The 26,158-nt window shown below is 62.8% G+C and carries 26 protein-coding genes; 7 read left to right on the plus strand and 19 right to left on the minus strand.

Annotated features, from left to right (window positions below):
• Nucleotides 1-2: 2 nt before the first annotated feature.
• On the plus strand, nucleotides 3-428 hold the full coding sequence (locus ACKAMS_RS23410) for a PPOX class F420-dependent oxidoreductase (protein ID WP_019748505.1): 426 nt from the start codon (nucleotides 3-5) through the stop codon (nucleotides 426-428).
• Here the strand turns inward: ACKAMS_RS23410 and ACKAMS_RS23415 are convergent, their stop codons facing one another.
• A complete protein-coding gene (locus tag ACKAMS_RS23415) occupies nucleotides 429-1,565 on the minus strand; it encodes a Xaa-Pro peptidase family protein (RefSeq protein ID WP_020969665.1) in 1,137 nt (378 codons plus the stop codon).
• Nucleotides 1,566-1,602: 37 nt separating this feature from the next.
• Here ACKAMS_RS23415 and ACKAMS_RS23420 point away from each other — a divergent pair, with 37 nt between their 5' ends.
• A complete protein-coding gene (locus ACKAMS_RS23420; RefSeq protein WP_069146631.1) occupies nucleotides 1,603-2,568 on the plus strand; it encodes a 5'-3' exonuclease in 966 nt (321 codons plus the stop codon).
• A gap of 4 nt (nucleotides 2,569-2,572) precedes the next feature.
• Here ACKAMS_RS23420 and ACKAMS_RS23425 read toward each other — a convergent pair whose 3' ends face one another.
• From ACKAMS_RS23425 to pafA, 7 genes are all read right to left on the minus strand, one after another.
• Entirely contained in the window at nucleotides 2,573-3,406 is an 834-nt protein-coding gene (locus ACKAMS_RS23425) for a DUF4333 domain-containing protein (protein ID WP_080945669.1), read from the minus strand.
• A gap of 52 nt (nucleotides 3,407-3,458) precedes the next feature.
• Complete coding sequence (locus ACKAMS_RS23430; RefSeq protein ID WP_021344319.1) at nucleotides 3,459-6,170, minus strand: RNA helicase; 2,712 nt, start codon at nucleotides 6,168-6,170, stop codon at nucleotides 3,459-3,461.
• A gap of 48 nt (nucleotides 6,171-6,218) precedes the next feature.
• Nucleotides 6,219-7,247, minus strand: a complete 1,029-nt coding sequence (gene tatC / locus ACKAMS_RS23435) for a twin-arginine translocase subunit TatC (protein ID WP_019748510.1) — start codon at nucleotides 7,245-7,247, stop codon at nucleotides 6,219-6,221.
• Nucleotides 7,248-7,320: 73 nt separating this feature from the next.
• Nucleotides 7,321-7,596 (minus strand): Sec-independent protein translocase subunit TatA, encoded by a 276-nt coding sequence (gene tatA / locus ACKAMS_RS23440; protein WP_003944836.1) that lies wholly within the window; start codon nucleotides 7,594-7,596, stop codon nucleotides 7,321-7,323.
• Nucleotides 7,597-7,730: 134 nt separating this feature from the next.
• Nucleotides 7,731-8,708, minus strand: coding sequence for a YafY family protein (locus tag ACKAMS_RS23445; protein ID WP_020907807.1), 978 nt, complete (start codon nucleotides 8,706-8,708; stop codon nucleotides 7,731-7,733).
• The gene (locus ACKAMS_RS23450) at nucleotides 8,708-9,721 is read right to left on the minus strand and encodes a YafY family protein (RefSeq protein WP_019748512.1); all 1,014 of its coding nucleotides are present in this window, start codon (nucleotides 9,719-9,721) and stop codon (nucleotides 8,708-8,710) included. Before ACKAMS_RS23450 ends, ACKAMS_RS23445 begins: the two co-directional genes overlap by 1 nt.
• Before the next feature lie 110 nt (nucleotides 9,722-9,831).
• The gene (gene pafA / locus ACKAMS_RS23455; RefSeq protein WP_007729869.1) at nucleotides 9,832-11,190 is read right to left on the minus strand and encodes a Pup--protein ligase; all 1,359 of its coding nucleotides are present in this window, start codon (nucleotides 11,188-11,190) and stop codon (nucleotides 9,832-9,834) included.
• 144 nt (nucleotides 11,191-11,334) lie between these two features.
• Between pafA and ACKAMS_RS23460 the strand changes: the two genes are divergently transcribed.
• Nucleotides 11,335-12,753: a phosphatase PAP2 family protein gene (locus ACKAMS_RS23460; protein ID WP_021344323.1), complete on the plus strand. Its 1,419-nt coding sequence runs from the start codon at nucleotides 11,335-11,337 to the stop codon at nucleotides 12,751-12,753.
• Between the two features lie 37 nt (nucleotides 12,754-12,790).
• Here ACKAMS_RS23460 and prcA read toward each other — a convergent pair whose 3' ends face one another.
• The 4 genes from prcA to dop form a co-directional block, all read right to left on the minus strand.
• Entirely contained in the window at nucleotides 12,791-13,558 is a 768-nt protein-coding gene (gene prcA, locus ACKAMS_RS23465) for a proteasome subunit alpha (RefSeq protein WP_019748514.1), read from the minus strand.
• Nucleotides 13,555-14,433 carry a proteasome subunit beta gene (gene prcB / locus ACKAMS_RS23470; protein ID WP_019748515.1) on the minus strand — a complete coding sequence of 293 codons (879 nt, stop codon included), beginning with the start codon at nucleotides 14,431-14,433 and terminating at the stop codon, nucleotides 13,555-13,557. Before prcB ends, prcA begins: the two co-directional genes overlap by 4 nt.
• On the minus strand, nucleotides 14,430-14,624 hold the full coding sequence (locus ACKAMS_RS23475; RefSeq protein ID WP_003944925.1) for a ubiquitin-like protein Pup: 195 nt from the start codon (nucleotides 14,622-14,624) through the stop codon (nucleotides 14,430-14,432). The genes prcB and ACKAMS_RS23475 overlap by 4 nt, the downstream gene beginning before the upstream one ends.
• A 147-nt stretch (nucleotides 14,625-14,771) precedes the next feature.
• Nucleotides 14,772-16,271, minus strand: a complete 1,500-nt coding sequence (dop, locus tag ACKAMS_RS23480; protein ID WP_019748516.1) for a depupylase/deamidase Dop — start codon at nucleotides 16,269-16,271, stop codon at nucleotides 14,772-14,774.
• 58 nt (nucleotides 16,272-16,329) lie between these two features.
• On the opposite strand from dop, the gene ACKAMS_RS23485 reads away from it, so the two are divergent.
• A complete protein-coding gene (locus ACKAMS_RS23485) occupies nucleotides 16,330-16,887 on the plus strand; it encodes an NUDIX domain-containing protein (RefSeq protein WP_020969670.1) in 558 nt (185 codons plus the stop codon).
• A gap of 51 nt (nucleotides 16,888-16,938) precedes the next feature.
• Here ACKAMS_RS23485 and ACKAMS_RS23490 read toward each other — a convergent pair whose 3' ends face one another.
• Together ACKAMS_RS23490 and arc are read right to left on the minus strand one after the other, a co-directional pair.
• Nucleotides 16,939-17,616 (minus strand): TIGR00266 family protein, encoded by a 678-nt coding sequence (locus ACKAMS_RS23490; protein ID WP_003944961.1) that lies wholly within the window; start codon nucleotides 17,614-17,616, stop codon nucleotides 16,939-16,941.
• 118 nt (nucleotides 17,617-17,734) lie between these two features.
• Entirely contained in the window at nucleotides 17,735-19,510 is a 1,776-nt protein-coding gene (gene arc / locus ACKAMS_RS23495) for a proteasome ATPase (protein ID WP_003944870.1), read from the minus strand.
• Between the two features lie 195 nt (nucleotides 19,511-19,705).
• Here arc and ACKAMS_RS23500 point away from each other — a divergent pair, with 195 nt between their 5' ends.
• Complete coding sequence (locus ACKAMS_RS23500; RefSeq protein ID WP_259120812.1) at nucleotides 19,706-20,230, plus strand: hypothetical protein; 525 nt, start codon at nucleotides 19,706-19,708, stop codon at nucleotides 20,228-20,230.
• Nucleotides 20,231-20,294: 64 nt separating this feature from the next.
• Here the strand turns inward: ACKAMS_RS23500 and ACKAMS_RS23505 are convergent, their stop codons facing one another.
• Nucleotides 20,295-21,218, minus strand: a complete 924-nt coding sequence (locus ACKAMS_RS23505; RefSeq protein ID WP_007729892.1) for a tRNA (adenine-N1)-methyltransferase — start codon at nucleotides 21,216-21,218, stop codon at nucleotides 20,295-20,297.
• Between the two features lie 138 nt (nucleotides 21,219-21,356).
• Between ACKAMS_RS23505 and ACKAMS_RS23510 the strand changes: the two genes are divergently transcribed.
• Both ACKAMS_RS23510 and ACKAMS_RS23515 read left to right on the plus strand, forming a co-directional pair.
• Nucleotides 21,357-22,247 (plus strand): RecB family exonuclease, encoded by an 891-nt coding sequence (locus ACKAMS_RS23510; RefSeq protein ID WP_374761972.1) that lies wholly within the window; start codon nucleotides 21,357-21,359, stop codon nucleotides 22,245-22,247.
• Nucleotide 22,248: 1 nt separating this feature from the next.
• Nucleotides 22,249-23,058, plus strand: a complete 810-nt coding sequence (locus ACKAMS_RS23515) for a thioesterase family protein (RefSeq protein ID WP_408989607.1) — start codon at nucleotides 22,249-22,251, stop codon at nucleotides 23,056-23,058.
• Between the two features lie 46 nt (nucleotides 23,059-23,104).
• Here ACKAMS_RS23515 and hisG read toward each other — a convergent pair whose 3' ends face one another.
• The 4 genes from hisG to ACKAMS_RS23535 all read right to left on the minus strand — a co-directional run bounded on the left by hisG (nucleotide 23,105) and on the right by ACKAMS_RS23535 (nucleotide 26,155).
• Entirely contained in the window at nucleotides 23,105-23,956 is an 852-nt protein-coding gene (gene hisG / locus ACKAMS_RS23520) for an ATP phosphoribosyltransferase (protein ID WP_003944905.1), read from the minus strand.
• Between the two features lie 97 nt (nucleotides 23,957-24,053).
• Nucleotides 24,054-24,317, minus strand: a complete 264-nt coding sequence (locus ACKAMS_RS23525) for a phosphoribosyl-ATP diphosphatase (RefSeq protein WP_003944933.1) — start codon at nucleotides 24,315-24,317, stop codon at nucleotides 24,054-24,056.
• A gap of 59 nt (nucleotides 24,318-24,376) precedes the next feature.
• On the minus strand, nucleotides 24,377-25,237 hold the full coding sequence (locus ACKAMS_RS23530; RefSeq protein WP_229757176.1) for a pseudouridine synthase: 861 nt from the start codon (nucleotides 25,235-25,237) through the stop codon (nucleotides 24,377-24,379).
• Between the two features lie 57 nt (nucleotides 25,238-25,294).
• Entirely contained in the window at nucleotides 25,295-26,155 is an 861-nt protein-coding gene (locus ACKAMS_RS23535) for a rhodanese-related sulfurtransferase (protein WP_003944828.1), read from the minus strand.
• Between the last annotated feature and the right edge of the window lie 3 nt (nucleotides 26,156-26,158).

A 26,158-nucleotide genomic window follows, 5' to 3' on the forward strand; every position in this document is an offset into this window, starting at 1 on the left:
GCATGACGCTCACCCCCTCCACCACGCCATCGGCACAGCAGACTCTCACCGAAGACGGGCTGAAGTTCGTCGGTGAATACCACCTCGCGACACTCACGACGTTGCGTCCGAACGGCACCCCACACGTCGTGGCCGTCGGGTTCACCTGGGACCAGGAAGCCGGAAAGGCGCGCGTGATCACCAGCGGTGGTTCACAGAAGGCGATCAACGCAGCGCGTGGCGGATACGCCGCAGTCAGTTCGGTCGACGGTGGTCGTTGGCTCACGCTCGAAGGGCCGGCACGCGTGCTCGCCGACGAGGACTCCGTGGCCGACGCCGTTCGGCGCTATGCCGAGCGGTACCGCCAGCCACGGGTCAACCCAGCGCGCGTGGTCATCGAAATCGACGTCACCCGCATCCTCGGGTCCGCGGCGTTCAAGGAAAGCTGATCAGCCGAGGACAGTCAGGCCGTGCGGACGGTTGTTGAACGACTCGCAACCGTCCGCGGTCACGACGACGATGTCCTCGATACGGGCACCCCAACTTCCGCGGAAGTAGATTCCCGGTTCGATGCTGAAGGCCATACCTTCGACGAGTTCGATGGTGTTGCCCTCGACGATGTACGGCTCCTCGTGCACGGACAGCCCGATACCGTGACCGGTGCGGTGAACGAAGACCTCCGCAAGACCTTGTGCGGCAAGCACTTCGCGGGCGGCAACGTCGACGGATTCTGCGGATACTCCTGGCCGCACCGAATCGACGGCAGCCTGCTGTGCCGCTTCGAGTACCGCGAACTGCGCTGATACCTCGGCGGACGGCTGCCCCATGCTGTACGTGCGGGTGGAATCCGAGTTGTAGCCGGGCTCGACCGGTCCGCCGATGTCGATCACCACGATATCGCCGCTCTCGATCACCCGGTCCGAAACCTCGTGATGCGGATCGGCGCCGTGCGGGCCTGATCCGACGATCACAAACGCGGCCTCGGTGTGCCCCTCTTCGAGAATCGCCTCCGAAATTGCCTCGCCCACTTCGGCTTCCGTACGGCCGACGATCAAGAACTCGGCCATGCGGGCGTGAACACGGTCGATCGCCGCACCGGCCCGTCGCAACGCCTCGATCTCGGCGTCGTCCTTGACCATCCGCAATTCACGCAATACGCCGGTAGCGAGGATCGGCAACGCGCCCAAGGTGTCTGCGAGCGGGATCAGGTGCAATGCAGGCATCGCATCCGTCACCGCAACCTTGGCGCCGGTCGGGAGTTGCGCCGCCACAATCGCATACGGGTCGACACCGTCGACCCAGTCGAGGACGGTCAGCCCGAGATCGCCCACCGCCGATTCCTTCAACGACGCCAACTCCAAGCGAGGAAGCACGACAGACGCCTTCGCCGTGTCCGCAGCGATGACCAACGCGGTCAAGCGCTCGAACGAGTCGGCCCGAGAACCCGTCAGGTACCGCAGATCCGGGCCTGGAGTCACCACCAGACCGTCGAGTCCTGCTGATCGAGCCAACTCCGCGGCGCGAGCGATACGTGCGCCGTACACGGCGCTGGAGAATCGGGAATCCTGTTCGGCTGGAGACGTCATGGCTTACAGGTTAGTGCCGACTGGCAGGATGGTGACCATGAGTGGGCCATTGCTTCTCCTCGACGGTGCCAGCCTGTGGTTTCGTGCGTTCTACGCGCTGCCCGAGTCATTCGTCGACCCCGACGGAAGACCTGTCAATGCCGTGCGCGGTTTCACCGACATGGTGGCTTCCCTGATCACCAAACACCAGCCGAGTCGTCTCGCGGTGTGCCTGGACTTGGATTGGCGACCGCAGTTCCGCGTCGATGCGGTCCCGACCTACAAAGCGCATCGCGTCGAAGAAGGCTCTGACGGTTCGTCCGAAGAAGTTCCGGACACGTTGACGCCTCAGGTCGACATGATCATGGACGTGCTCGCAGCAGCAGGAATCGCGACAGCGGGTGCCGTCGGACTCGAAGCCGACGACGTGCTGGGAACGCTTGCCGCCACCGAGCGCGAAGATCTCACCGTTGTCGTCAGTGGTGACCGAGACCTTCTGCAGGTCGTCACCGACGAGTACGTGCCCGTTCGTGTCCTCTACGTGGGCCGTGGCTTGTCCAAGGCAGAACTCTTCGGACCGGTCGAGGTTGCCGAGAAGTACGGAGTACCCGGTGATCGTGCGGGCGAGGCATACGCCGAACTCGCGGTACTGCGCGGAGACGCCTCCGACGGTCTACCCGGCATCAAGGGTGTCGGTGAGAAGACTGCGTCGACGCTGATGCTGCGCTACGGCTCGTTGGCCGGACTTCGCGCGGCCGCAGCTGATCCGGAATCCGACATGGCCAAGGGAATTCGCGCAAAACTCACCTCACCAGAGGCCATCGCTTACCTTGATGCTGCGTTGCCGGTAGTACGAGTGGTTCGCGACGCGGACGTTCAGTTCTCGAAGGACGACCAACTCCCGGCGACCCCTGCCGATCCCGCACGCTTCGAGGAAGTAGCGGCCTCGCTGAACATCGAGCGCTCGGCCGGACGGCTTGCCGCCGCGCTCGCGGCTGCGGCGGCAGGCCGTTCCGACCAGTAGAGCGTCAGCTCGGGCGGCTGACCTCGTACGTGCCGTTGTCGTCGACAAACGTCACAGTCACGTTCGACTTCACACCCGCGATCGAAAGCGTGCAGGTGAACTTGTTGCCTGACTTGACTTCCTGGTCCGCGGGGCACTGAACGTTGCTCACGTTCTTTGCCCCGTAGGACTCGGTGACGATCTTTTCGACGCCGGCCTGAGCCGCGCTCTGATCGAGTGTGTTCTTGCCGAAGACACCGAACACCAGGGCCACCACGACAGCAGCAAGAACGACGAGAACACCGATCGCACCGAAGATCAAAGGCTTCTTCGACTTACCCGACTGGTTTCCGGGCGCACCGGGACTCGGGAACGGCTGAGCCTGGTTCCACTGATTCTGCTGTCCCGGCGCTTGGCCGGGAGCGGCGGCGCCCCATGCCTGCTGAGGTGCGGCAGCAGGCGGCTGACCCCAGGCCTGGGTTGCGTCAGGTGCCTGCTGTTGCCCGGGCTGACCCCACGGCTGAGCGGGAGGCTGCTGCTGGGGTTGTCCCCACGGCTGTTGCTGGCCGGGTTGTCCTTGTCCAGGTTGCTGCGGCTGACCGTACGCAGGCTGACCACCAGGCTGCCCGGGCTGGCCGTAGGCAGGTTGTCCCCACGGCTGTTGCTGGCCGGGTTGTTGACCGGGCTGCGGTGTTTGACCAGACTGACCCCACGGCTGCTGCTGGCCGGGCTGCTGACCAGGCTGCTGCTGACCGCCCGGCTGCTGAGGATTCTGCCCCCACTGCTGCTCGTTCGGCTGCTGCTGATCACCAGGACCCCATTGCCGATTCGGATCGTTCGGTCCGTAAGGCCCGCTCATGTTCGCCTCCCACTCGAAATACCAGTCTGCGAATCAAACCACATAGTTGCGGTCATGCTGCGTCGACAGCAACTACCCCGCGACGAATTGCAGCTACCGCCCGCGCCGCAGTCTTCGCGACGTCGGCATCCGTCGATGTCAGGCGGACCTGATCGAGCAGATCGATCACCTGACGACACCAACGTACAAAGTCACCCGCAGACAACGCACGGCCCTGCACTCCGGCCGCGATCAGTGCGTCGACAAGCGAGTTCTCACTCGCCCAGTGATAAACGGCGGTGACGAATCCGAGATCCGGTTCCCGCGTCGGCGGCAGCTTGTGACGAATCTCGTCCGACCGCAGTTCGCTCCACAATCGTTGAGTGTCGTTGAGGGCGTGACGAAGCGCCGCTGTCGGCACCCGATCAACGGTGTCGCCGTCCCGACGTGATTCGTAGACCACCGAGGAGACGACGGCCGCCAACTCGGCCGGGCTGAGACCTGTCCACGCCCCGGTCCGCAGGCACTCGGCGACCAGAAGGTCGCTTTCCGAGTAGATGCGGCTGAGTCGTCGTCCGGATTCGGTGACTTCGGGCGCTGCTTCGGCAGTCATGTACTCACGCTCTTTGAGTAGCGCAATGATGCGGTCGAACGTCCGCGCCAACGAGTTGGTGGTGGCCGCTGCCTTTTCCCTCATCGACTGCGTTTCCCGGGCCAGTCGGTTGTAGCGCTCACCGATCCGGCTCAGATGTTCACGATCGGGCCAGCTGTGGCACGGATGCGAGCGAATAGCGCGTCGCAAAGTAGCGACCTCGGCGTCTTCGGACGCGCCCGCCTTGTGGCGCTTCTTCCGCCGGGGGGCACTGATCCCGGTACTACGCAATGCCGAGGCCAGATCGCGCCGGATCCTTGCGGTGTGGTGATCGACATGCTTGGGCAGTCGCATCTTTCCCAGAACGTCGGCTGCTTCCGGGAAATCACCCGAGGAGAGTCGGCCGGCCCACTGATCGGCAGTCAAAACCAGCGGACGCGGGTCCTTCGGATCGTTGTCCGGGACGAGGACCACTGCCACCCCGGAATGACGACCGATGGGAATTGCGATCACGTCACCGCGGGCGAGTGCACGGAGGGACTCCACCGCATCTCCGCGTCGGTCTTCGCGGCCCTTACGTTCGAGCGCGCGCTCGCGCGCACTGAGCCGCTCACGCAACGACGCGTACTCGAAGTATTCGCCGTCCGCACCGCCGAGTTTCTCCTGCAAACCCTTCAGCGCTTCTTCGTTCCGCTCGATGCCACGCACCAGGCCGACCACCGAGCGATCCGCTTGGAATTGTGCGAAGGAACGCTCGAGCAGCTTCCGTGAATCGGCCGCGCCCATGCGTTCGACGAGGTTGATCGACATGTTGTACGAGGGGCGGAACGAACTGCGGAGCGGGAACGTCCGGGTCGACGCCAAGCCGGCGACATCCGTGGGCTCGACCCCGGGCTGCCACAGGACCACAGCGTGCCCTTCGACGTCGATGCCGCGTCGGCCTGCCCGACCGGTCAGCTGCGTGTACTCCCCCGGTGTCAGTTCGGCATGCGATTCACCGTTGTACTTGACCAGACGTTCGAGGACCACCGTGCGTGCCGGCATGTTGATGCCGAGGGCCAGCGTCTCGGTCGCGAAGACCGCACGCACGAGACCCTTGACGAACAGTTCCTCGACTGTCTGGCGAAATGCCGGCAACATGCCGGCATGGTGAGAGGCCAGTCCGCGTCGCAGTGCCTTGCACCAGTCCCGATATCCGAGAACTTCGAGATCCTCCTCGGGTAGTTCCCCGGTGTGTTTCTCGATGATGGTGTCGATCTCGCGAACCTGCTCCGGCGAAGTCAGATCCAGTCGGGACCGCAGGCACTGTGCAAGAGCCGCATCACAACCGGCGCGGCTGAAGATGAAGGTGATCGCCGGGAGCAGTCCGGACTGGTCCAGCTGCGCGATGACGTCGGGGCGTGGCAAGGGCCGGAAATCGTTGGAACTCTGGTAGCTGCCACGACGCCCGCGGCCACGCGGCTGCCAGCTCTCGACGCGTTCGAGAGCCTGACGCTGCTTGACGTGGCGAACCAGATCCTGGTCGACGAGCACGGTCTTCGGCCCAGCCGCAGGGTGACTACGACTGTCGAAGAGATCGAAGATCCGTCGACCGACCATGATGTGCTGCCACAGCGGGATCGGCCGCGTCTCGTCGACGACCACGGTGGTGTCGCCGCGGACGGTTTCCATCCAGGAGCCGAATTCTTCGGCATTGCTCACGGTCGCCGACAAACTCACCAGCCGAACATCCTCGGACAGGTGCAGGATCACTTCCTCCCACACCGCACCACGGAACCGGTCCGCCAGGTAGTGCACTTCGTCCATGACTACGTGCGAAAGCCCGCGCAGTGCCTCGGAATTTGCGTAGAGCATGTTCCGCAGGACTTCAGTGGTCATGACGACCACCGGTGCGTCGGAGTTGATACTCGAATCACCCGTCAGCAGGCCGACCTCGCTCGGGCCGTACCGCTCGACGAGTTCTGCGTACTTCTGATTACTCAACGCCTTGATCGGCGTCGTGTAGAAACACTTGCGGCCCGCCGCGAGAGCCAGGTGGACAGCGAACTCGCCGACCACGGTCTTGCCTGCGCCGGTCGGCGCGCAGACAAGGACTCCGTGGCCCGCTTCGAGCGCAACGCATGCCTTCACCTGGAATGGATCGAGTTCGAACTTCAGGCTGGACGCAAACGTGCTCAGTTCACTCTTGTTCATAACCACCTCGTCAGGGTTTCACACGCCGCCGACGTGGTGGCACGGCGCTCAGAGGGTGTCAGTGAAATCCTGACCGGGCGCGTTGTCGCCGCCGGTGTCGGATTTCTCCGCAACCGGAGCCTTGGACTTGGACTTACGTCCGAACAAACCACTCGATTCGGCCTTGGGTTTGGTCGGATTGTCGAAAGCCTCGTTCAGATCGGACGGAGACGAGATGGAGGACGCTTCCTCGTCGGACAGTGCGCCCCAGTCTTCACCGGCTCGCTTGGCCTTACGTTTGTCGTTGAGGCGAGCGATCTGAACAGCGACCTCGAAGAGAAGCGTCAGGGCCAGCGCGAGCGCCAGCATCGAGAACGGATCCGAACCCGGCGTGGCGACTGCAGCAAATACGAAAAGCCCGAAGATCAATCCTCGACGCCAGGCCTTCAAACGCTCGTACGTCAGAATGCCGGCAAAGTTCAGCACGACGACGAGCAGTGGAATTTCGAAGCTGACACCGAAGATGAGCAGCAGGTTGATGATGAAGCCGAAGTACTCCGAACCACTGAGCGCGGTGATCTGGACGTTGTCACCGATGGTCAGGAGGAAGTGCAAAGCCTTCGCCACGACGAGGTACGCCAGGATCGCGCCGAGAATGAAGAGTGCGGCACCAGCGGTGACGAATCCGACCGCGTATCGACGTTCTTTGGCGTAGAGCCCCGGGGTGATGAATGCCCACAATTGGTAAAGCCACACTGGGCAGGCAAGAACGATGCCGGCGGTGAGCGCCACTTTGAATCGCAGCATGAACTGCTCGAACGGCCCGGTCGCCAGCAATCGGCACGCGTCGTCGGTGCTGAGGTTGGCGCGACTCTCGGACGGAAGCTCGCAGTACGGTCCACGAAGCAGATCGCCCAGACTCTCGAGACCGAGTATCGAGTGTGAGTACCAGAAGAAGCCGAACGCCGTGGTGATGATCACGCCGAGGAATGCGAACAACAAACGAGTCCGCAATTCGTACAGGTGGTCGACCAACGACATGGTGCCGTCTGGGTTGACCTTCCGCTTGCGGTTACGCGGATCTAACGGAATACGCACTGTGCATCCTGGTCTTGGTCAGCAGACAACCGGGGTGAACGAATATTTCACCCCGGCTAGAACGCAGTGTGTACTAGAGCGGCTTGACTTCGGTCGGCTGCGCAACAGGTGCTGCTGCACCGTTTGCGACCACCGCGGTGTTGGCCGTCGGCAACTGTGCCGGAGCAGGCTGTGCGACCGGCGCGCTTGCGGGCGCCGCATCGTCGTTCTGCATTTCCTTGACTTCGCTCTTGAAGATGCGGAGTGAACGACCCAGACCGCGTGCTGCATCGGGAAGCTTCTTCGACCCGAACAGAATTACGACGACAACAGCGACAATCAGCCAATGCATCGGCTGCATTGCACCCATAACGACCTCCCATGATCAGATTCCTCGATGCTACCGGACACAACCGGCGCTCGGAGGTGTCAAAGCACTTACTTCAGCTACCTTTTACCTGTTTGTTTCCTGCGAACCCACTGAACGCGCAGTTTCCCCAACTTTTACGAACCGATTACGTCGTAGGCGTCGAGTGCCGCAACGGCCCGATCATGGACTTCAGAGACCAGTTCCGGCGGATGAAGGACCCGAACTCCCTCACCGAATCCCAACACCAGCCTTGCCATCCATTCGAGTGTTCCGAAACTCATCGTCGCCTCGACCGACCCGTCACCGTTCACGTGCTCGACGTCCATCGGGTAGTAGTCGAGCATCCACACCCACTCTTTGGTGATGAACAACCGTGCTTCCGGAAGGGAACCGTCGCCGCTGAACAACTCGAGATTCGAATCCTCCTCGAGGGCCTGCGGCGGCGGGTCGGCCGGCTCGTCGAGTTGGACGGCGGCATCGATCCGATCGAATCGGAACAACCGCACACCCTCGGCCTGACGGCACCAGGCCTGGAGGTAGCTGTAGTTGTCGACCAACACGATACGAACGGGATCGACGATGCGCTCGGAGACCGCGTCACGCGAGGCCGAGTAATACGTCAATCGCAGGGCGGTCTTGTCTGCGAGCGCGGCTCTGACCGTCGCGGCGATCGGGTCTTCGGCGATGTCCGGCGCCGGCGATGTATCCCGGTCCTGACCGATAGCTCGTGCCGCGGCCGAGCCTGCTGCGTCCTCGATCTTCGCGATAGCGCGCTGGGCCGACGACGGATCGACCATGCCCGGCATTTCCACCAACGACCGAAGGGCGATCAGCAATGCCGTCGCTTCGGTAGAGGTGAGGCGCAGCGGGCGATCGATCCCGGCCGAGAACGTGACCTCGATACTTTCCTCGGAGAAGGACAGGTCGATGAGATCGCCGGGACCGTACCCGGGCAGTCCGCACACCCACAGCTGATTCAGATCGGTCATCAGTTGAGTCGTGCTGACGCCGAGTTCCTCGGCCGCCTCGGCGGGACTGATGCCCGGATTCGCGATGAAGTACGGCACGAGGTTGAGCAGCCGTGCCAACCGCGATGACAGTCGATTGCTCATCAGTTGTCCCCCTGTCCGTCATTGCTGGTGGCCGGGCTCGCCGCGGCGGCGCGAAGCTTCGCGACGACCTCAGCACGCAAATCCGGTGGGTCCAACACCAGTGCATCCAAACCGTGACCGGCGATCAACCGAGCGGTCCATTCCCAGGATCGGACGGGAATGGCCAGCACGCTGCCATCACGATCGGTCAGCCGCCGATCGGACGACGACGTCGCAAGCCGCCGAAGCTCATGTGCGCGGCCGTCTGCGACCCAGACCGTGGCGGTTCCGGTGACGACTCCCGATCCGGTCACGCGGTCGACGACCTCGCGAAGATCAACACCTTCGGGTTTGTGAACCGAACCGGCCGGGCCGAACTCCCTGACATCGTCACCGATCCGGGAGAGCCGGAAGGTCCTCACCGCATCACGGTCGACGTCGTGCCCGACCAGATACCACTTGCCGTTGTGCGTGACTACGCCCCACGGCTCGACGGTGCGCTCGGTGAACGGTTCGTTCAACGCGCCGCGGTGCTGAAAATGAACTGCTCGTCCGGCGTCGACGGCTGCAAGCAGCTTGCCGAGCGCGGGCTCCGAACCGCGGGTGCGCGCGGGAATCGCCGTGACCGGCGCGGCACTGACTTCTGAGTCGACCTGGACGCCGGCCGCTCGGAGTTTGAGTAGTGCACTCTGGGCTGCCGAAATCAGTTCCGGCGACTCCCACAACTGCACGGCGACGGCAACCGCAGCAGATTCCTCGCTGGTGAGGTCAACGTCCGGAAGCTCATAGGCATTGCGATTGATCCGATAACCCTCGACCGTCGAGAACCGTCCTGCCAGACCGGTTTCCAACGGGACACCCAGGTCACGAAGTTCGTTCTTGTCGCGTTCGAACATGCGACTGAACGCTTCGTAGTTCGCGGAATCGTTGTACCCGGCCACACTGTCGCGGATTTTCTCCGCCGTGAGGAACTGTCTGGTGGACAGCAATGCGATCACCAGGTTCATCAACCGCTCGATTTTTGATGTCGCCACGCCGAAATCCTAGTGGCTATCCGATAACCGAACGCGCGCCGGACACTTTCGTGCCCGGCGCGTCGCCGCAAAACAGACCTGCCGTGTTGTAAATCGTGAAAGTGGGTGACCTACATCGAAGCGATCAAACGCTCGACACGCTCGTCGACGGAACGGAACGGATCCTTGCAGAGCACCGTTCTCTGCGCCTGGTCGTTGAGCTTGAGGTGAACCCAGTCGACCGTGAAGTCCCTGCCTGCGGCCTGGGCGGCAGTGATGAAGTCGCCTCGCAATTTGGCGCGCGTGGTCTGCGGCGGATTCTCGACGGCATCGTCGATCGTCTCGTCCTCGGTGACCCGCTTGACCAAGCCCTTTCGCTGCAGCACGTCGAAGACACCCCGGCCGCGTTTGATGTCGTGGTACGCCAAGTCGAGCTGCGCGATCTTGGGATCGGACAGGTCGAAACCGTGACGGTCCTGGTAGCGCTGGAACAGCTTGCGCTTGATGACCCAGTCGATTTCCGTGTCGACCTTCGCGAAATCCTGAGCTTCGACGGCATCGAGGGTGCGACCCCACAGGTCGACTACCTGCTCGACCTGCGGGTCCGGTTCGCGGTTACGCAGGTGTTCGACTGCCTTGGCGTGGTATTCGCGTTGAATGTCGAGGGCACTGGCCTGACGACCACCAGCTAGACGGACAGGCTTTTTACCCGTCACGTCGTGACTCACCTCGCGGATGGCACGAATCGGGTTGTCCAAAGCGAAATCGCGGAACGAAACCCCGGCTTCGATCATCTCGAGCACGAGTGCTGCAGAACCGACCTTGAGCATCGTCGTTGTTTCGGCCATGTTCGAATCGCCGACGATCACGTGCAGTCGGCGGTACTTCTCGGCGTCGGCATGCGGTTCGTCGCGGGTGTTGATGATCGGACGCGAGCGCGTGGTCGCCGACGAGACACCTTCCCAGATGTGTTCCGCACGCTGCGAGAGGCAGAACGTCGCGGCCTTCGGCGTCTGCAGCACCTTGCCGGCGCCGCAGATCAACTGGCGCGTGACGAGGAACGGCAACAAGACATCCGAAATGCGGGAGAACTCACCGGCGCGCGCGACGAGAAAGTTCTCGTGGCATCCGTACGAGTTTCCGGCCGAGTCGGTGTTGTTCTTGAAGAGGTAGATGTCGCCGCCGATCCCCTCCTCGGCGAGTCTCGCCTCGGCGTCGATCAGCAGTTCTTCGAGCACTCGCTCACCGGCACGGTCGTGATTGACCAACTGGATGAGGCTGTCGCACTCTGCGGTCGCGTACTCCGGGTGCGAACCCACGTCCAGGTACAAGCGGGCTCCGTTACGGAGGAAGACATTGGAGCTGCGACCCCACGACACGACACGACGGAAGAGGTAACGAGCAACCTCGTCGGGGCTCAGTCGCCTGTGCCCGTGAAAGGTGCAGGTAACGCCGAATTCCGTCTCGATACCCATGATTCGTCTCTGCACACTTCGACACTACAACCAGAATGCGAGGTTCACCCGTGTACTTCGATCGCGTCGTAAGTCACGACTCGACAACGTCGGGCGGCGGCATAGTGTGACGGTGTGAGCCTTATTCGCCGAAAAGTTGTCCGAAGCGACGTCAAAGTCATGGAAAGCACTGGAGCACTGCGCCCTTCCGTGCTCGACCCGACCATGCGGTTTCTCTCCAGAGCTGCCGATCACGGCGTTTTGTGGATGGTTGTCGCGGCCTTGCTCGCGATGATCGGTGGCCGCCCCAGGAGGGCAGCGGCACGTGGGATGCTCGCGCTGGCAGGTTCGAGCGCGCTGGCCAACGGCATACTCAAGCCCCTCTTCCCCCGCCGGCGCCCACCGGCGCGTGTCTGGCTGAGCCCGAAGCGAGGCGTCGACATTCCGACGTCGTCCTCGTTCCCCTCCGGGCATTCGTCTTCTGCCGCGGCATTCACCGCGGCAGTGGCCATGGAGTCCCCGGCGGCGGGCGCCGCACTCGCGCCACTGGCCGCAGCAGTGGCGTACTCACGCGTTCACAACGGAGTGCACTGGCCGTCCGACGTCTTCGCAGGCCTCGCGGTCGGCGGCGCAATCGCTGCCGGCACACGTCGTTGGTGGGCGGTGCGAGACGAAGAACCCGCCGAACTCGGACCCGAGTGTGTGGTTCCCGCGCTCGCGCGCGGAGAAGGCTTGTTGGTCTTCACCAATCCTGGTTCAGGCTCCGAGGACGACGGGATCGTGGAATCGATTCGAGAACTGCTACCGGAGGCCATCGTCTACGAGTTCGACGCGGACATCGACTTCGACATGCAGATCGATGCCAAGATCCCCGAACTCTCGCCGAAAGCGTTAGGAGTATGCGGCGGCGACGGAACAGTGGTCACGGTCGCGACCGCGGCGACAAAGCACGAGCTACCACTTGCGGTCTTTCCCGGCGGAACGTTGAACCATTTCGCCCGCGACGTCGGGGCGGTGAATGTCGAGGAGACCGCACAGGCAGTCGAGTCCGGTCAGGCGGCATTTGTCGACCACGCGGTGGTGCGCACGGATTCCGGAGTGACTGCACGGTTTCTCAACACAGCCAGCCTGGGCGGATACCCGGACGCTGTGCGTCTGAGGGAAAAGTGGGAACCGCGTTTCGGTAAGTGGCCGGCCGCTGGTGCTGCAATGATCCGGGTTCTCGCAGCGGCAGAGCCGATGACTGTCACCATCGACGGGAAGCGGACCACCATCTGGATGCTTTTCGTCGGAAACGGGCGATACTCCCCCGCTGATCAGGTGCCGATGTCGCGTCCGGAGATGAACCGTGGACTGCTCGACGTCCGCTACTTGCGCGCGGACAAGAAGTTCTCGCGTTCACGCCTGCTGTTTGCTGCTGCCACAGGAACATTGGGCAGCTCGCGGGTCTACGTTCGCGAACTCGTGTCCTCGATGTCGGTTCGAGTGGCCGATTCACCGGTCGCCATCGCCACCGACGGTGAAGTGGTGGCAGACGCGCGCCGGTTCGATTTCGACACCGAACCGGGCGCGGTGGCCGTCTACAGAATCACTCAGTAACCCCAGACCTGCAGTAACTCCCAGACCGACGCAGCAACTACGAGGGTGCGTCGCCGTTTGCCGGCGGCGCGTCCTCAGTTGCTGCCGGAGTTGGAAGCATCTCTTCCAATGCCGAACCAGCGATTCTTTTGAACGCACGGCGTGGACGGTTGCTGTCGAGAACGGCAACCTCAAGTGCACTCACATCGAGTGTTCGCGGTTCCGCCTCAGTAGTTCCGGCCGGCGCCGGACCGCCCTTTTGAAGCGCCCCGACCGCGAGCCGCACCGCGGATTCGAGGTCGAGGTCTCGCTGGTAGGACTCGCGCATCGCCGTCACGATCGGTTCGGTTGTACCGCCCATGACCACGAATTCCTGCTCGTCCGCGATGGAACCGTCGTACGTGATCCGGTAGAGCTGAGCCGGCGTACTACTCCCGAAACGGCCGATCTCGGCAACGCAGATCTCGACCTCGTACGGCTTGGGCTGCTCGGTGAAGATCGTTCCCAAGGTCTGTGCGTACGCATTGGCGAGGGAACGCCCCGTGACGTCCCGACGGTCGTACGAGTACCCACGCATGTCGGCGTGGACGATGCCCGCGCGGCGCAGATTCTCGAACTCGTTGTACTTGCCCACTGCCGCAAATCCGAGACGGTCGTACAGTTCACTGACCTTGTGCAGCGCCCTCGACGGGTTCTCGGCGACAAAGAGCACTCCGTCGCGGTAGGTGAGAACGACGACGCTGCGTCCGCGGGCAATTCCCTTGCGCGCCAATTCCGAACGATCGCGCATGATCTGTTCGGCTGATGCGTAGTACGGCATCGTCATAGCGCAGACTCCCCTTCCGGACTCGCTGTCGCAGTACGAGCCGCGACGATCTCCCTTGCGATCTCGGCAGCCTTGGCCGTCGACAACTCCACGGCACCGGCCGAGGTGATGGTGACCGCTGTCGGATAGATCCCGCGTGTCAGATCAGGACCACCGGTAGCCGAATCGTCATCTGCCGCGTCGTACAGCGCCTCGACCGCGAACCGAAGCGCGGTGTCCTCGTCGATTCCCGGGGAATACAGCTTCTTGAGCGCCGATTTCGCGAACAGGGAACCGGATCCGACTGCGTGATAGCCCGCGCGCTCCTCGTATCGCCCACCGACGACGTCGTAGGAGACGATGCGACCTGCCCTCGACGGATCGACCGCGTCCAGGTCGTAACCCACGAGCAATGGCACGACCGCCAAACCTTGCATCGCTGCTCCGAGATTTCCTCGAACCATCGACGAAAGTCGATTGGCCTTGCCGTCGAACGTGAGTGGGACGCCCTCGATCTTCTCGTAATGTTCGAGCTCGACCGCGAAGAGCCGGACCAGTTCGATTGCGATCCCGGCCGTACCGGCGATACCCGCAGCCGAGTAGTCGTCCGTGACGTACACCTTCTGCACGTCACGGCTGGCGATGAGGTTGCCCATCGTCGCTCGGCGATCACCCGCGAGCAGAACTCCACCCGCATAGCTGATCGCGACGATGGTGGTGCCGTGCGGAGCTACGTCTCCCCCGCCCATGACAACACCTCCTGTGTCGGCGAAGCGGTTCTGCGGAAGATGCTCCGGTGCATGCACCCGAAGGTATTCCGAGAATGACGACAGATTCGAGCCGAAGCTCAACCGTGTGTCCCCGTCGGTGATCCGGGGCGCGCGATCCACCGTCACTGGCCGCCCTTCTGGACATAGGCACGGACGAAGTCCTCGGCGTTCTCTTCCAACACGTCGTCGATCTCGTCGAGCAGGTCGTCGGTTTCTGCAGCGAGCTTCTCGCGACGTTCCTGGCCGGCACTGCCGTCGCCACCAGTGGTTTCGTCGTCTTCGCCGCCACCGGCACGCTGCGTCTGTTCTTGAGCCATCGCCGTCGACCTCCTTGTGTGAAGGGAGCTCTCGCGAGCATCCTGTTCGGCCCAGCAGAGTCGGTAACTGATCCCGCTCGGACCTTCACCCTACCGAGCGGCACCGTCAGGTGTGGAGAGACGCGACGGCGAGCCGCATCGGCTGTTTCAGTGAGTGAGCTGATCAACCAGTTCCGCGGCGCTGTCAACGGAGTCGAGCAACGCTCCGACGTGCGCTTTGGTACCTCGAAGCGGCTCGAGGGTGGGGATGCGGATCAACGACTCGCCGCCGAGATCGAAGATGACCGAATCCCAGCTCGCGGCCGCGATATCGGCCCCGAATCGGCGTAAGCACTCGCCACGGAAGTATGCGCGAGTGTCGGTGGGAGGGTTCGTGACCGCGTCGAGAACCTGCTGTTCGGTGACAAGCCGCTCCATGGAGCCGCGAGCAACCAGACGGTTGTAGAGGCCCTTGTCGAGTCGCACGTCGGAGTACTGCAGATCCACCAGATGCAATCGCGGCGCCGACCACGCGAGTCCCTCACGATTGCGGAAACCTTCGAGCAGACGCAGTTTGGCCGGCCAGTCGAGGATGTTCGCGCACTCCATGGGATCACGCTCGAGGAGATCGAGAACCATCGCCCACTTGGCGACGATATCGTCCGCTCGCGGATCACGATCCGCCTCGCGATCGAGGAACTTCGAGACACGTTCGAGGTAAATACGTTGCAGCGCAAGCCCCGTCAGTTCACGACCGTCGGCCAGCGCAACGGTCTTGCGAAGAGTGGGGTCGTGGCTGATGTGGTGGACGGCGGTGACCGGACGTGCCAGTTGCAGATCGGTGAGGTCGACGCCCGCCTCGATCAGGTCGAGTACCAGCGCGGTTGTTCCCACCTTGAGGTAGGTCGACATCTCCGCGAGGTTCGCGTCACCGATGATGACGTGCAGCCGGCGGTACTTGTCCGCATCCGCGTGCGGTTCGTCGCGGGTGTTGATGATTCCGCGCTTGAGCGTGGTCTCGAGGCCTACTTCGACCTCGATGTAGTCGGATCGCTGCGAAAGCTGGAATCCGGCCTCGTCGCCGGACTGACCGAGACCCACACGACCGGAACCGCAGATCACCTGCCGCGACGCGAAGAACGGCGTCAAGCCGGTCACGATCGAGGCGAACGGGGTGTCACGCGAGCAGAGGTAGTTCTCGTGCGTGCCGTACGACGCACCCTTGCCGTCGACGTTGTTCTTGTACAACTGCAACCGTGGGGCACCCGGCACGCTGGAGGCGTGCCGCGCAGCTGCCTCCATCACTCGTTCGCCGGCCTTGTCCCAGATCACGGCATCGAGCGGGTCGGCGACCTCGGGGGCCGAATACTCCGGATGGGCGTGGTCGACGTACAACCGTGCCCCGTTGGTGAGAATCATGTTCGCGGCGCCGATCTCGTCAGCGTCGATGACCGGTGCGGGCCCGCTCATTCGCCCCAGATCGAAGCCTCGGGCATCTCGCAGCGGAGATTCGACCTCGTAATCCCAGCGTGTGCGCTTGGCCCGTGGCACGCCCGCTGCGGCGGCGTAGGCAAGCACCGCCTGGGTTGAAGTGAGAATCGGATTCGCCGACGGCTCACTGGGTGAAGATATTCCGTATTCGACCTCGACACCGATGATCCGCTGCATGACACAAGAGCCTATGTGATTGCGGCGAGGCACCCACAGGCGTGGCACAGTTGGAGGAATGCACCAACCTCTCACCGCAGACCTGAATCCCGCGGACGAGGTAGTCGCCGTGTACGACCGGACGGGTAATCCGATCGGCCGAGCACCACGTTCCGTCGTCTACTCGGGTGGGCTCTGGCACGCGAGTGCGGGCGTCCTGGTTCGCACCGGGGACGGCTCCCGCATCTACGTCCATCGCCGAACCGACACGAAAGCGGTGTTCGGTGGCTATCACGACTGTCTTGCCGGAGGTGTCGTTGATCCAGGTGAGACGCCGCAGGAAACCGCGATCCGTGAAGTCGGTGAAGAACTCGGAATCTTCGGAACAGCAGATCAGCCACTCCAACTGACGGAGATCGCTCGAATCTCCTGGGACGGCGAGTGGAACAACTCTCCGTTGCGCTGTCACCTGTTTGCGTTCGAACTCAGATACGACGGGCCGATGGCACATCAACCCAGCGAGATCGCCGAAGGTTGGTGGTGGACGCCGAAAGAACTCGGCGCCCACCTGCAGGACCCGTCGTGGCCGTTCGTTCCGGACTCACGCGCGCTGCTGGCCGACTATTGCTGGAGCTGAACACCGCTGGAGCTGAACACCGCTGGGACTGAACACTGGTGGGACCTGTGATCAGCCCGGGGTGATCGCCGAGAGCCAAGCAGCAAACGCGCTGGGGTTGCGGGTCTGCGCGAGAACGCGTCCGGGGCCGGTGAAGTCGAAGACAAATCCTTCACCGGACTTCATCGACTGAATGGTGCGCCCCTGAACGGCGCGCCGCATGTTGAAGTTCATCCCGAGGTCGTAGGCGACCACGTGACCGGTATCGATCGTGACCGTCTCGCCTGGCTGCAAGTCGATGACGTCGATCGCGCCGTAGACGGCCAGCACTACTTCACCGTCGCCACTTGCCCGCAGACCGAATCCACCCTCACCGCCGAAGAGGTTGGACATGCCTCCCCATTTGGACTCGACGGTCACGCCGTAGGAGTTGGCCAACCAGGTTCCACGGTTGAGGAAGAACGGGCGATCGGACGTGATGGTCAGTGGGATCAGATCGCCGGGAAGCACGCCGGTCACGTCGACCCAACCACCTTGCGGCGGAGCGGTATACGTCGTGACGAAAAACGACTCCCCACTGAGCATCGACCGCTTGAGTCCCTGCAGGACGCCGCCCTGCGCCTTCGCTTCGAGAACTACGCCGGCGGAATGCGCGAGCATTGCCCCGCTCTCCACGCGCAGCGGTTCGCCGGGCGCGAGGTAGCAGCGAGCGACAGTGGACGACGGATTGTGTCGAAGATGTATCTGCACGGCGGGACTCTAAACCAGCACGACCGACCGGTCCAATCGCAACGGAGGGAACGGCAGCGACGCACAGATCGGGCCGACGACTCCCGAAGAGTGGCCGGCCCGATCGGTGTTCGTTTCGCTACAGGTACTGGCCCGTGTTCGACTCTGTGTCGATCGCGCGGCTGGCACTGGCGTTCTTACCGGTGACGAGTGTGCGGATGTAGACGATCCGCTCACCCTTCTTGCCCGAAATACGTGCCCAGTCATCAGGATTGGTGGTGTTGGGCAGATCCTCGTTCTCGGCGAACTCGTCGACGATGGAATCGAAGAGGTGCTGCACACGCAAGCCAGGAGCACCGGTGTCGAGTACCGACTTGATCGCGTACTTCTTGGCGCGGTCGACGATGTTCTGGATCATCGCACCCGAGTTGAAGTCCTTGAAGAACAGAACTTCCTTGTCGCCGTTGGCGTAGGTGACCTCGAGGAAACGATTCTCTTCGCTCTCCGCGTACATGCGATCGACGACGCGAACGATCATCGCCTTCAAGCATGCGGTGCGATCGCCACCGAACTCGGCGAGGTCGTCCGCATTGATCGGCAGACCGTCCACCAGGTACTTCGAGAAGATGTCCTGAGCGGATTCCGCGTCGGGGCGCTCGATCTTGATCTTCACGTCCAGTCGGCCGGGACGCAGGATGGCCGGGTCGATCATGTCCTCACGGTTGGAGGCGCCGATGACGATGACGTTCTCGAGCCCTTCCACGCCGTCGATCTCGCTGAGCAGCTGCGGAACGACCGTTGTCTCCACGTCGGAAGAGACTCCCGAACCACGGGTACGGAAGATCGAGTCCATCTCGTCGAAGAAGACGATCACCGGCGTCCCCTCGGACGCCTTCTCACGAGCACGCTGGAAGATCATCCGGATGTGACGCTCGGTTTCGCCGACGAACTTGTTCAGAAGTTCCGGGCCCTTGATGTTCAGGAAGTAGGACTTGGCGTCCTTGCTGTCCTGACCGCGAGCTTCGGCGATCTTCTTGGCCAACGAGTTGGCGACGGCCTTGGCGATGAGCGTCTTCCCGCAACCAGGTGGACCGTAGAGCAGTACACCCTTCGGCGGCCTCAGCGAGTATTCGTGGAACAGGTCCTTGTGCAGGAACGGGAGTTCGACGGCATCACGGATCTGTTCGATCTGACGCCCGAGACCACCGATGTCGTCGTAGTGAACATCCGGAACTTCTTCGAGAACCAGATCTTCGACCTCGGCCTTCGGGATGCGCTCGAAGGCGTACCCGGCCTTGGTGTCGACGAGCAACGAGTCGCCCGGACGCAGTTTCCTGGTCGGAGAATCGGCGTCGTACGCGATGATGTCGGCTTCGGGGTCGGCGAAGACGGCTGCCAACGGTGCTGCGAGCCAGACGATGCGCTCTTCGTCGGCATGACCGACCACCAGTGCGCGCAAGCCGTCGTCGAGTACCTCACGGAGCGTGCTGATCTCACCGACCTGCTCGTAGGTGCCGGCCTCGACGATGGTGAGTGCCTCGTTGAGGCGCACCGTCTGTCCGAGGGCAAGGGTGTCCGTGTCGATGTTCGGTGAGCACGTCAATCGCATCTTGCGACCCGACGTGAACACGTCGACGGTCTTGTCCTCGTGTACCGAGAGAAGGACTCCGTAACCGCTCGGCGGCTGACCGAGTCTGTCGACTTCTTCACGAAGTGCGATGAGCTGCTGACGGGCCTCCTTGAGGGTGTCCATCAACTTGCTGTTTCGGATGGACAGCGAGTCCACCTTCGACTCCAGCTCACGCACCTGCTCCGGCGATTGTGCAAGTTGTCGGCGCAGTACTTGTGCTTCCACTCGTAGCGCGTGGAGTTCTTCTGCTGCCGCAACCGAATCCGGGTTCTCTGTCGAGCTCATGTGCGTCTCCTCCCAGTGCGATCCATCAACGCTACCGGCATAAGGCCCCAAGTGTCGCCAGACACGGTGCGCGAGTGCGAATTCACACCTGAGTACGGACCGTGCCGACTGGTCTCGAGCCAGGTTTTGGTCATGTTAGCCTTGCCTACAAGATGGAGACAGCGCCTGTCTCTCTTTACAACGAAAGGTAACGCTGTGATCATCCGCAAGACTCTCATCAGCGCTTGTGCCGTCGCTGCCGTCCTGACCATGGGTGCATGCAGCTCGGACGACAACAAGGAATCGACGGCTGCCAGCTCGACTTCGGTCGCCGCCTCGAGCACCACGGCCAAGGCCTCGGCTTCCGCTACGACGCCTGCTGCCGCTGCTGCAACGGCTCCGACGGCCGAGGAGCTCAACGCTTCGCTCGTCGCTCTGATCGATCCGGCCAAGCCGATCGAGGAGAAGACCGCTCTGGTGGTCGACGGAACCAAGCGTCAGGCCAACATCGAGACGATGAGTGCTGCGCTGGGCGGTAACCCGGCCTACGCGATCACGTTCAACGTGGACAACGTCAAGGTCGACGGTCAGACCGCAACCGCCGACGTCGCCGTCGTCAGCCCGCACGGCGCCGCACCGGCCACCCCGTGGACCTGGGAGCTCGAAGACGGCTCCTGGAAGCTGTCCGACACCTCGGCATGCGTGCTCCTGGAAATGGGCCGCGCTTCCTGCACCGCATAACTTCCAGCTACGACAAGAGCGGCGATCCGGAATCCGGATCGCCGCTCTTGTCGTTTTCGCGTGACTACTTGGCTGCCGTGTTCGAGCCCTTGCCCGCGCGCCGCTGCGGCTTCGGGGTGACCGTTCCTTCGGCCAGACGACGAGCGCTCACGAGGAACGCGGTGTGGCCCTGCATCCGATGCTCGGGACGCACCGCCAAACCGACGACGTGCCAACCGCGCACGATCGATTCCCACGACCGTGGCTCGGTCCAGCATTCCTGCTCACGCATCGCTTCGACGACTTTCGAGAGCTGAGTAACGGTCGCGACGTAGACGATCAACACGCCGCCTGGCACGAGCGCCTTCGAGACGGCGGGCAGGACGTCCCATGGAGCCAGCATGTCGAGTACGACGCGATCGACCTTGCCGCCGTGCGCTTCCGGATCGAACTCTGCCAGATCGGCGATGGTCAGTTCCCAGTTCGGCGGACGTTCACCGAAGAAGGTCTCGACGTTGCGAACCGCGTGTTCGGCATGATCGTCGCGGACCTCGTAGGAGATGACCTTGCCCTCGGGTCCGACGGCACGCAGTAGTGAACACGTCAGTGCGCCGGAGCCGGCTCCGGCTTCGAGCACGCGCGCTCCTGGAAACACGTCGCCTTCGTGGACGATCTGAGCTGCGTCCTTCGGGTAGATGACCTGTGCACCGCGCGGCATGGACAGCACGTAGTCGACCAGTAGCGGACGCAGGGCGAGATAGGGCGTGCCGTTGACCGACTTGACGACGCTGCCCTCGTCGGCGCCGATCAAATCGTTGTGAACGATTCCGCCCTTGTGGGTGTGGTACTCGCGGTTCGCCTCGAGAACGATCGTGTAGTGGCGTCCCTTGCCGTCGGTCAGCTGGACCCGGTCGCCGACGCGAAACGGCCCCGACGGCCGCTTGCCCGGCGCAGTGAGATCAGCTTCCGGAAGCTCTTGTTCGGGAATCTCGGCGACAGCGGACTGCACAACCTCATCCACTTCGGTCGTGCCTTCTTCTGGTTGCAGCTCGTTCGCCATGCGCAGATGATCCCTGTTCGCTTGTTTCCGGTGTCCTCGCCACCGGCTCCGACGGAGTTGTCGGACCAACCGCATAGCCTGCCAGGTGTGAGCTCTGTCGAATTGCCAACCCCCACTCCAACGGGTGCAACATCACAGGAGCGCCCGCGTAGTAGGCCGGCGCTCTCTCCTTCGCGTGCGGGTGACTACAAGCAATGCCCCCTGCTCTACCGGTTCCGAGCGGTCGACAGAATTCCGGAAACACCTACCAGAGCCCAGGTCAGAGGCACCGTCGTCCACGCGGCCCTGGAAGCGCTGTTTGCACTCCCCACCGGTCACCGGGTTCCCGATCGCGCAGCCGAACTCGTCCGTCCCGCGTGGGAACGTGTCAGTGCCGAGTCTCCCGAAGCGGCTGATCTGATTCCGGAAGACGAGCTGGACGCGTTTCTCGGCGAAGTCGGCAAGCTCGTCGCGACGTACTACACGCTCGAAGATCCCACTCGATTCGATGCCGAGGCGTGCGAGGTCTACGTCGAGACCGAGTTGGAGAACGGCGTTCGACTCCGCGGCTTCGTCGACCGGATAGACGTTGCACCGACCGGTGAGGTGCGGGTGGTCGACTACAAGACCGGAAAGGCACCCCGCGAGTTCACCGAGTCCAAAGCGCTCTTCCAGATGAAGTTCTACGCGCTCGTACTACTGCGCACTCGCGGAATCGTTCCCGCGCAACTGCGCCTGATCTATCTGGCCTCCGGCTCGATTCTGACGTACGCCCCGGATCACGACGAGCTCATTCGATTCGAGCGGACCCTCTCCGCCATTTGGAAAGCGATTCTCGCAGCAGGTGCGACCGGAGACTTCAGACCCAAGCCTGGCAAACTGTGCGACTGGTGCGATCACAAGTCACTGTGCCCCTCGTTCGGCGGAACACCACCGCCGTATCCAGGTTGGCCGGACCTGATGAGCACCGAACCTGTTGCTGCAAAGGAGAATTCATAACATGACGGACAGTTCGTACTACCGCTACCTCGGAACCACGGAGGAAGGGCACGAGCGGTTCGCGAGCACGCAGGCAACTGTCAGCATCTGGGGCCCGACACTGCAGCACGGCGCTCCCCCGTCGGCGCTGTTGGTACGAGCACTCGAGCGGTGTGGTGCGCGCGACGAAACCCGTCTGACGCGCGTCGTCGTCGAGATTCTCGGGCCTATTCCGATTGCCGACCTCGAAGTCCGGTCGTGGATCGAACGCCCCGGTCGCCGAATCGAATTGATCGTCGCAGAGCTGTGGGCAACCACCGCCGACGGATCTGCCCGCGCGGTTGCGCGCGGTACGGCATGGCGGATGGAGACCGTCGATACCGGCGAGGTCGTCCACGTAGTCGATCCCCCGCTCGAACCCCGTGACAGCGGCGCCCCGGGCGTTCTCGAGGGTCTCTGGAGCGTCGGCTACCTCAAGACCCTCGACTGGTCCTGGATTGCTCCGATCGGGTGCGTGGGAACCGGGAAGGTCTGGGCGCGCCCCAAGCCCGAGCTGGTCGAGGGCGAGAAGATGTCTGCCCTCGAGCGTTTGTTCGCGGTGGCCGACATCTCCAACGGCGTCGGCGCCAAGCTCGACCCTGAGCACTGGACGTTCCTCAACACCGATCTCACGGTGCATATCTTCCGTGTGCCCGAGGGCGAGTGGGTCGGTGTCGCCGCCGAAACCACGACCGGTCCGGATGGCGTCGGCATGTGTGCGGGAGTGCTCTACGACGAGCAGGGTGCCGTCGGCCGTATCGCCCAGACTTTGCAGATTCGCGCCCGTTCCTGATTTCCAGGAACGGGCGCGAATGCGCGTAAATCTATTCAGACAGTGATCAGAAAGCGCGTACCGAGCGGATGTTCGACGCGAGGATGGCCTTGGCGCCGAGTTCCGCCAAGGCATCCATCACCTGGTTGTGTCCCTTGATCGGAACCATTGCGCGAACCGCGACCCAGTCGGGGTCAGCCAACGGCGAGAGGGTCGGCGACTCCATACCCGGAGTCATCTTGATGGCGTCGTCGAGGATGGTGCGCGGGCAGTCGTAGTCGATCATCAGATTCTGCTGCGCGAAGACAATTCCGCGTACGCGTTCGATGAGCTGATTGCGTGCGGGATCGTCTTGCGGAGCGCCGGTGCGCTCGATCAGGACACCTTCGGAATCGCAGAGCGATTCACCGAAAGCAACGAGGTTGTGTTGGCGGAGAGTACGACCCGACCCGACCACGTCGGCGATCGCGTCGGCGACACCGAGCTGAATCGAAATCTCCACTGCTCCGTCGAGACGGATGACGGTTGCGTCGAGTCCACGATCGGTGAGGTCCTTGCGGACAAGGTTCGGGTACGACGTCGCAATGCGCAGGCCGGACAGATCCTCAACGGCCCAGTCCTTGCCTGCCGGTGCTGCGTAGCGGAACGACGAACGGCCGAAGCCCAGTGACAGACGCTCGGATACGGGAGCGCCCGAGTCGCCGGCGAGATCACGACCAGTGATGCCGAGATCCAGCTCACCGGAGCCGACGTAGATCGCAATGTCCTTGGGACGCAAGAAAAAGAACTCGACCTGGTTGGCAGGATCGAGGACCGTCAGATCACGGGAATCGGTGCGTCGACGGTAGCCGGCCTCGCTGAGAATTTCGGCGGCGGACTCGGACAGTGAGCCTTTGTTGGGAACTGCTACGCGCAGCATGGTGGATGTCCTTTCGGAAGGTGTGGGTGACGTGAGACGACATGAATCGGAAGCCCTGGACGAGCGAGATGGCGAACATCTCGCTGGTCAGCTCCGATCACAGATGTCGGTACACGTCCTCGAGGGTCAGTCCGCGACCGACCATCAACACCTGCGTCCAGTACAGCAGCTGGGAAATTTCCTCGGCTAGCTGCTCATCGCTCTGGTATTCCGCAGCGATCCACACTTCACCGGCTTCCTCGATGACCTTTTTGCCCTGAGCATGCACACCGGCGTCGAGGGCGGCGACAGTGCCGGACCCCTCGGGGCGAGTAGCAGCACGCTCGGTCAATTCGGCGAACAAGGATTCGAAGGTCTTCACGGGTACACATTCTTTCACGAGGACGGAAGCGGTTTGCACACGCCCACGAACAGCGGTGTTCACAGGCCTGCGTCGAGGCTGCGCGAACTCACGAACCTGCGAGTCTGCCCGGTGATCGGATCCGGGTATTCCAACGCCCGCGCCAACAATCGCAACGGAGTCGAGAAGTCGCCGGGCACCGCGGGAAGGTACTCGGGGTAGTAATTGTCACCGACGATCGGGACGCCCAGCGAGTTGAGGTGCAGCCGAAGCTGATGGGTACGGCCGGTCCGTGGGAGCAACCTGTATCGACCGAGAGTCCGGCCGGCCGAGTCGGTGATCGTCTCGATCAGTTCGATCGAAGTCTCACTGTTCGGCTCGCCATCGATCTCGGTAGCCGTCATCTCGCCGTGAACTTTGTTGATGCGGCTACGCACCGTGCGAGGGAAAGTCAGTTCCGGATCGAACCCTGCAATCGCCTCGTATTCCTTGACGATCCGCTGCTCGGCAAAAAGTTCCTGGTACGGCCGTCGTAGGTCCGGTGTCACCGTGAACACGATGACGCCCGCCGTCATTCGGTCGAGGCGATGAACGGGCGCAAGATCCGGAAGATCCAGATCACGACGCAGTCGCACGACGGCGCTTTCGACGATGTGCGCTCCCCGTGGAATGGTCGCCAGGAAGTGCGGTTTGTCGATCACGAGAATGGAGTCGTCGCGGTACAAGATCTCGATCTCGTGCGGAACCGGAATCTCGGGGGCCGGCTCGCGGTAGAAGTACACGAAACGGGTCGGCTGATAGGGCGTTCGGCTCGTGATCTTCCGCCCGTGCTCGTCGACGACGTCTCCGGCATTCACGAGGTCCGCCCACAGGTCCCGCTCCCCCGGGTGCTCGCCGATCAGATGCTCGAGGACGGTATGCGCCGACGACTCCGCCGGCATCCGCAACCGGTCGGGTCCGAGACCGTTTCGGATCGGCAACGGAGCCTTGGGCACTACTCAGTCCTGCTCGAGGTCTGGTGAACAACTCTCGCAGAGCAATTCGAGGGTGCGGCCGTCGCCGTCGATCCGATTGCGGTACCGCGGTGTCGGAGTACCACAATCGACACACACGCCGAGTGTCTTGGCTTCGGATGAGAACTCGATGTTCATCCGCTTGTCGAACACGTACAGGGAGCCGTCCCAGAGGCCCCGGTCGCCGAAAGTCTCGCCGTAACGGACGATTCCGCCGTCCAATTGGTAGACCTCGTCGAAGCCACGTGAGCGCATCAGCGAAGACAACACCTCACAGCGCACTCCGCCAGTACAGTACGTGACTACGGCTTTGCCCTTGAGATGGTCGTATTTTCCACTGTCGAGTTCGTCGACGAAATCGCGGGTGGTGGCGACGTCCGGAACTACCGCATCCCGGAAGCGGCCGATCTCGGCTTCGAAGGCGTTGCGGCCGTCGAAGAACACAACGTCGTCACCGCGACTGTCGACGAGTTCGTGTAGTTCCTTGGGCGCCAGATGAACTCCGCCACCGACAACACCGTTCTCGTCGACTTTCAGCTCGTCGGGGGCTCCGAACGTCACGATCTCCGAGCGAGCCTTGACGCTGAGGCGAGGGAAGTCGTTTCCGAGTCCGTCCGACCACTTGATGTCAGCGGTACGGAACGGCTCGTAGCCACGCGTTCCGCGGACGTATCGCTTGACATCCTCGATGTCTCCGCCGACCGTCGCATTGATTCCGTGAGGCGAGACGATGATCCGGCCCGTCAGGTTGTTGGACTCGGCCAGGCTGTGCTGCCACAGCTTGATCGCTTCCGGGTCCGCCAATGGCGTGAACTGGTAGAACAGAACAATTTTCGGAATAGCCACAGC

It is taken from the genome of Rhodococcus sp. 5A-K4 (genome assembly GCF_046097995.1).
Classification (GTDB): Bacteria; Actinomycetota; Actinomycetes; order Mycobacteriales; family Mycobacteriaceae; genus Rhodococcus_F; species Rhodococcus_F erythropolis.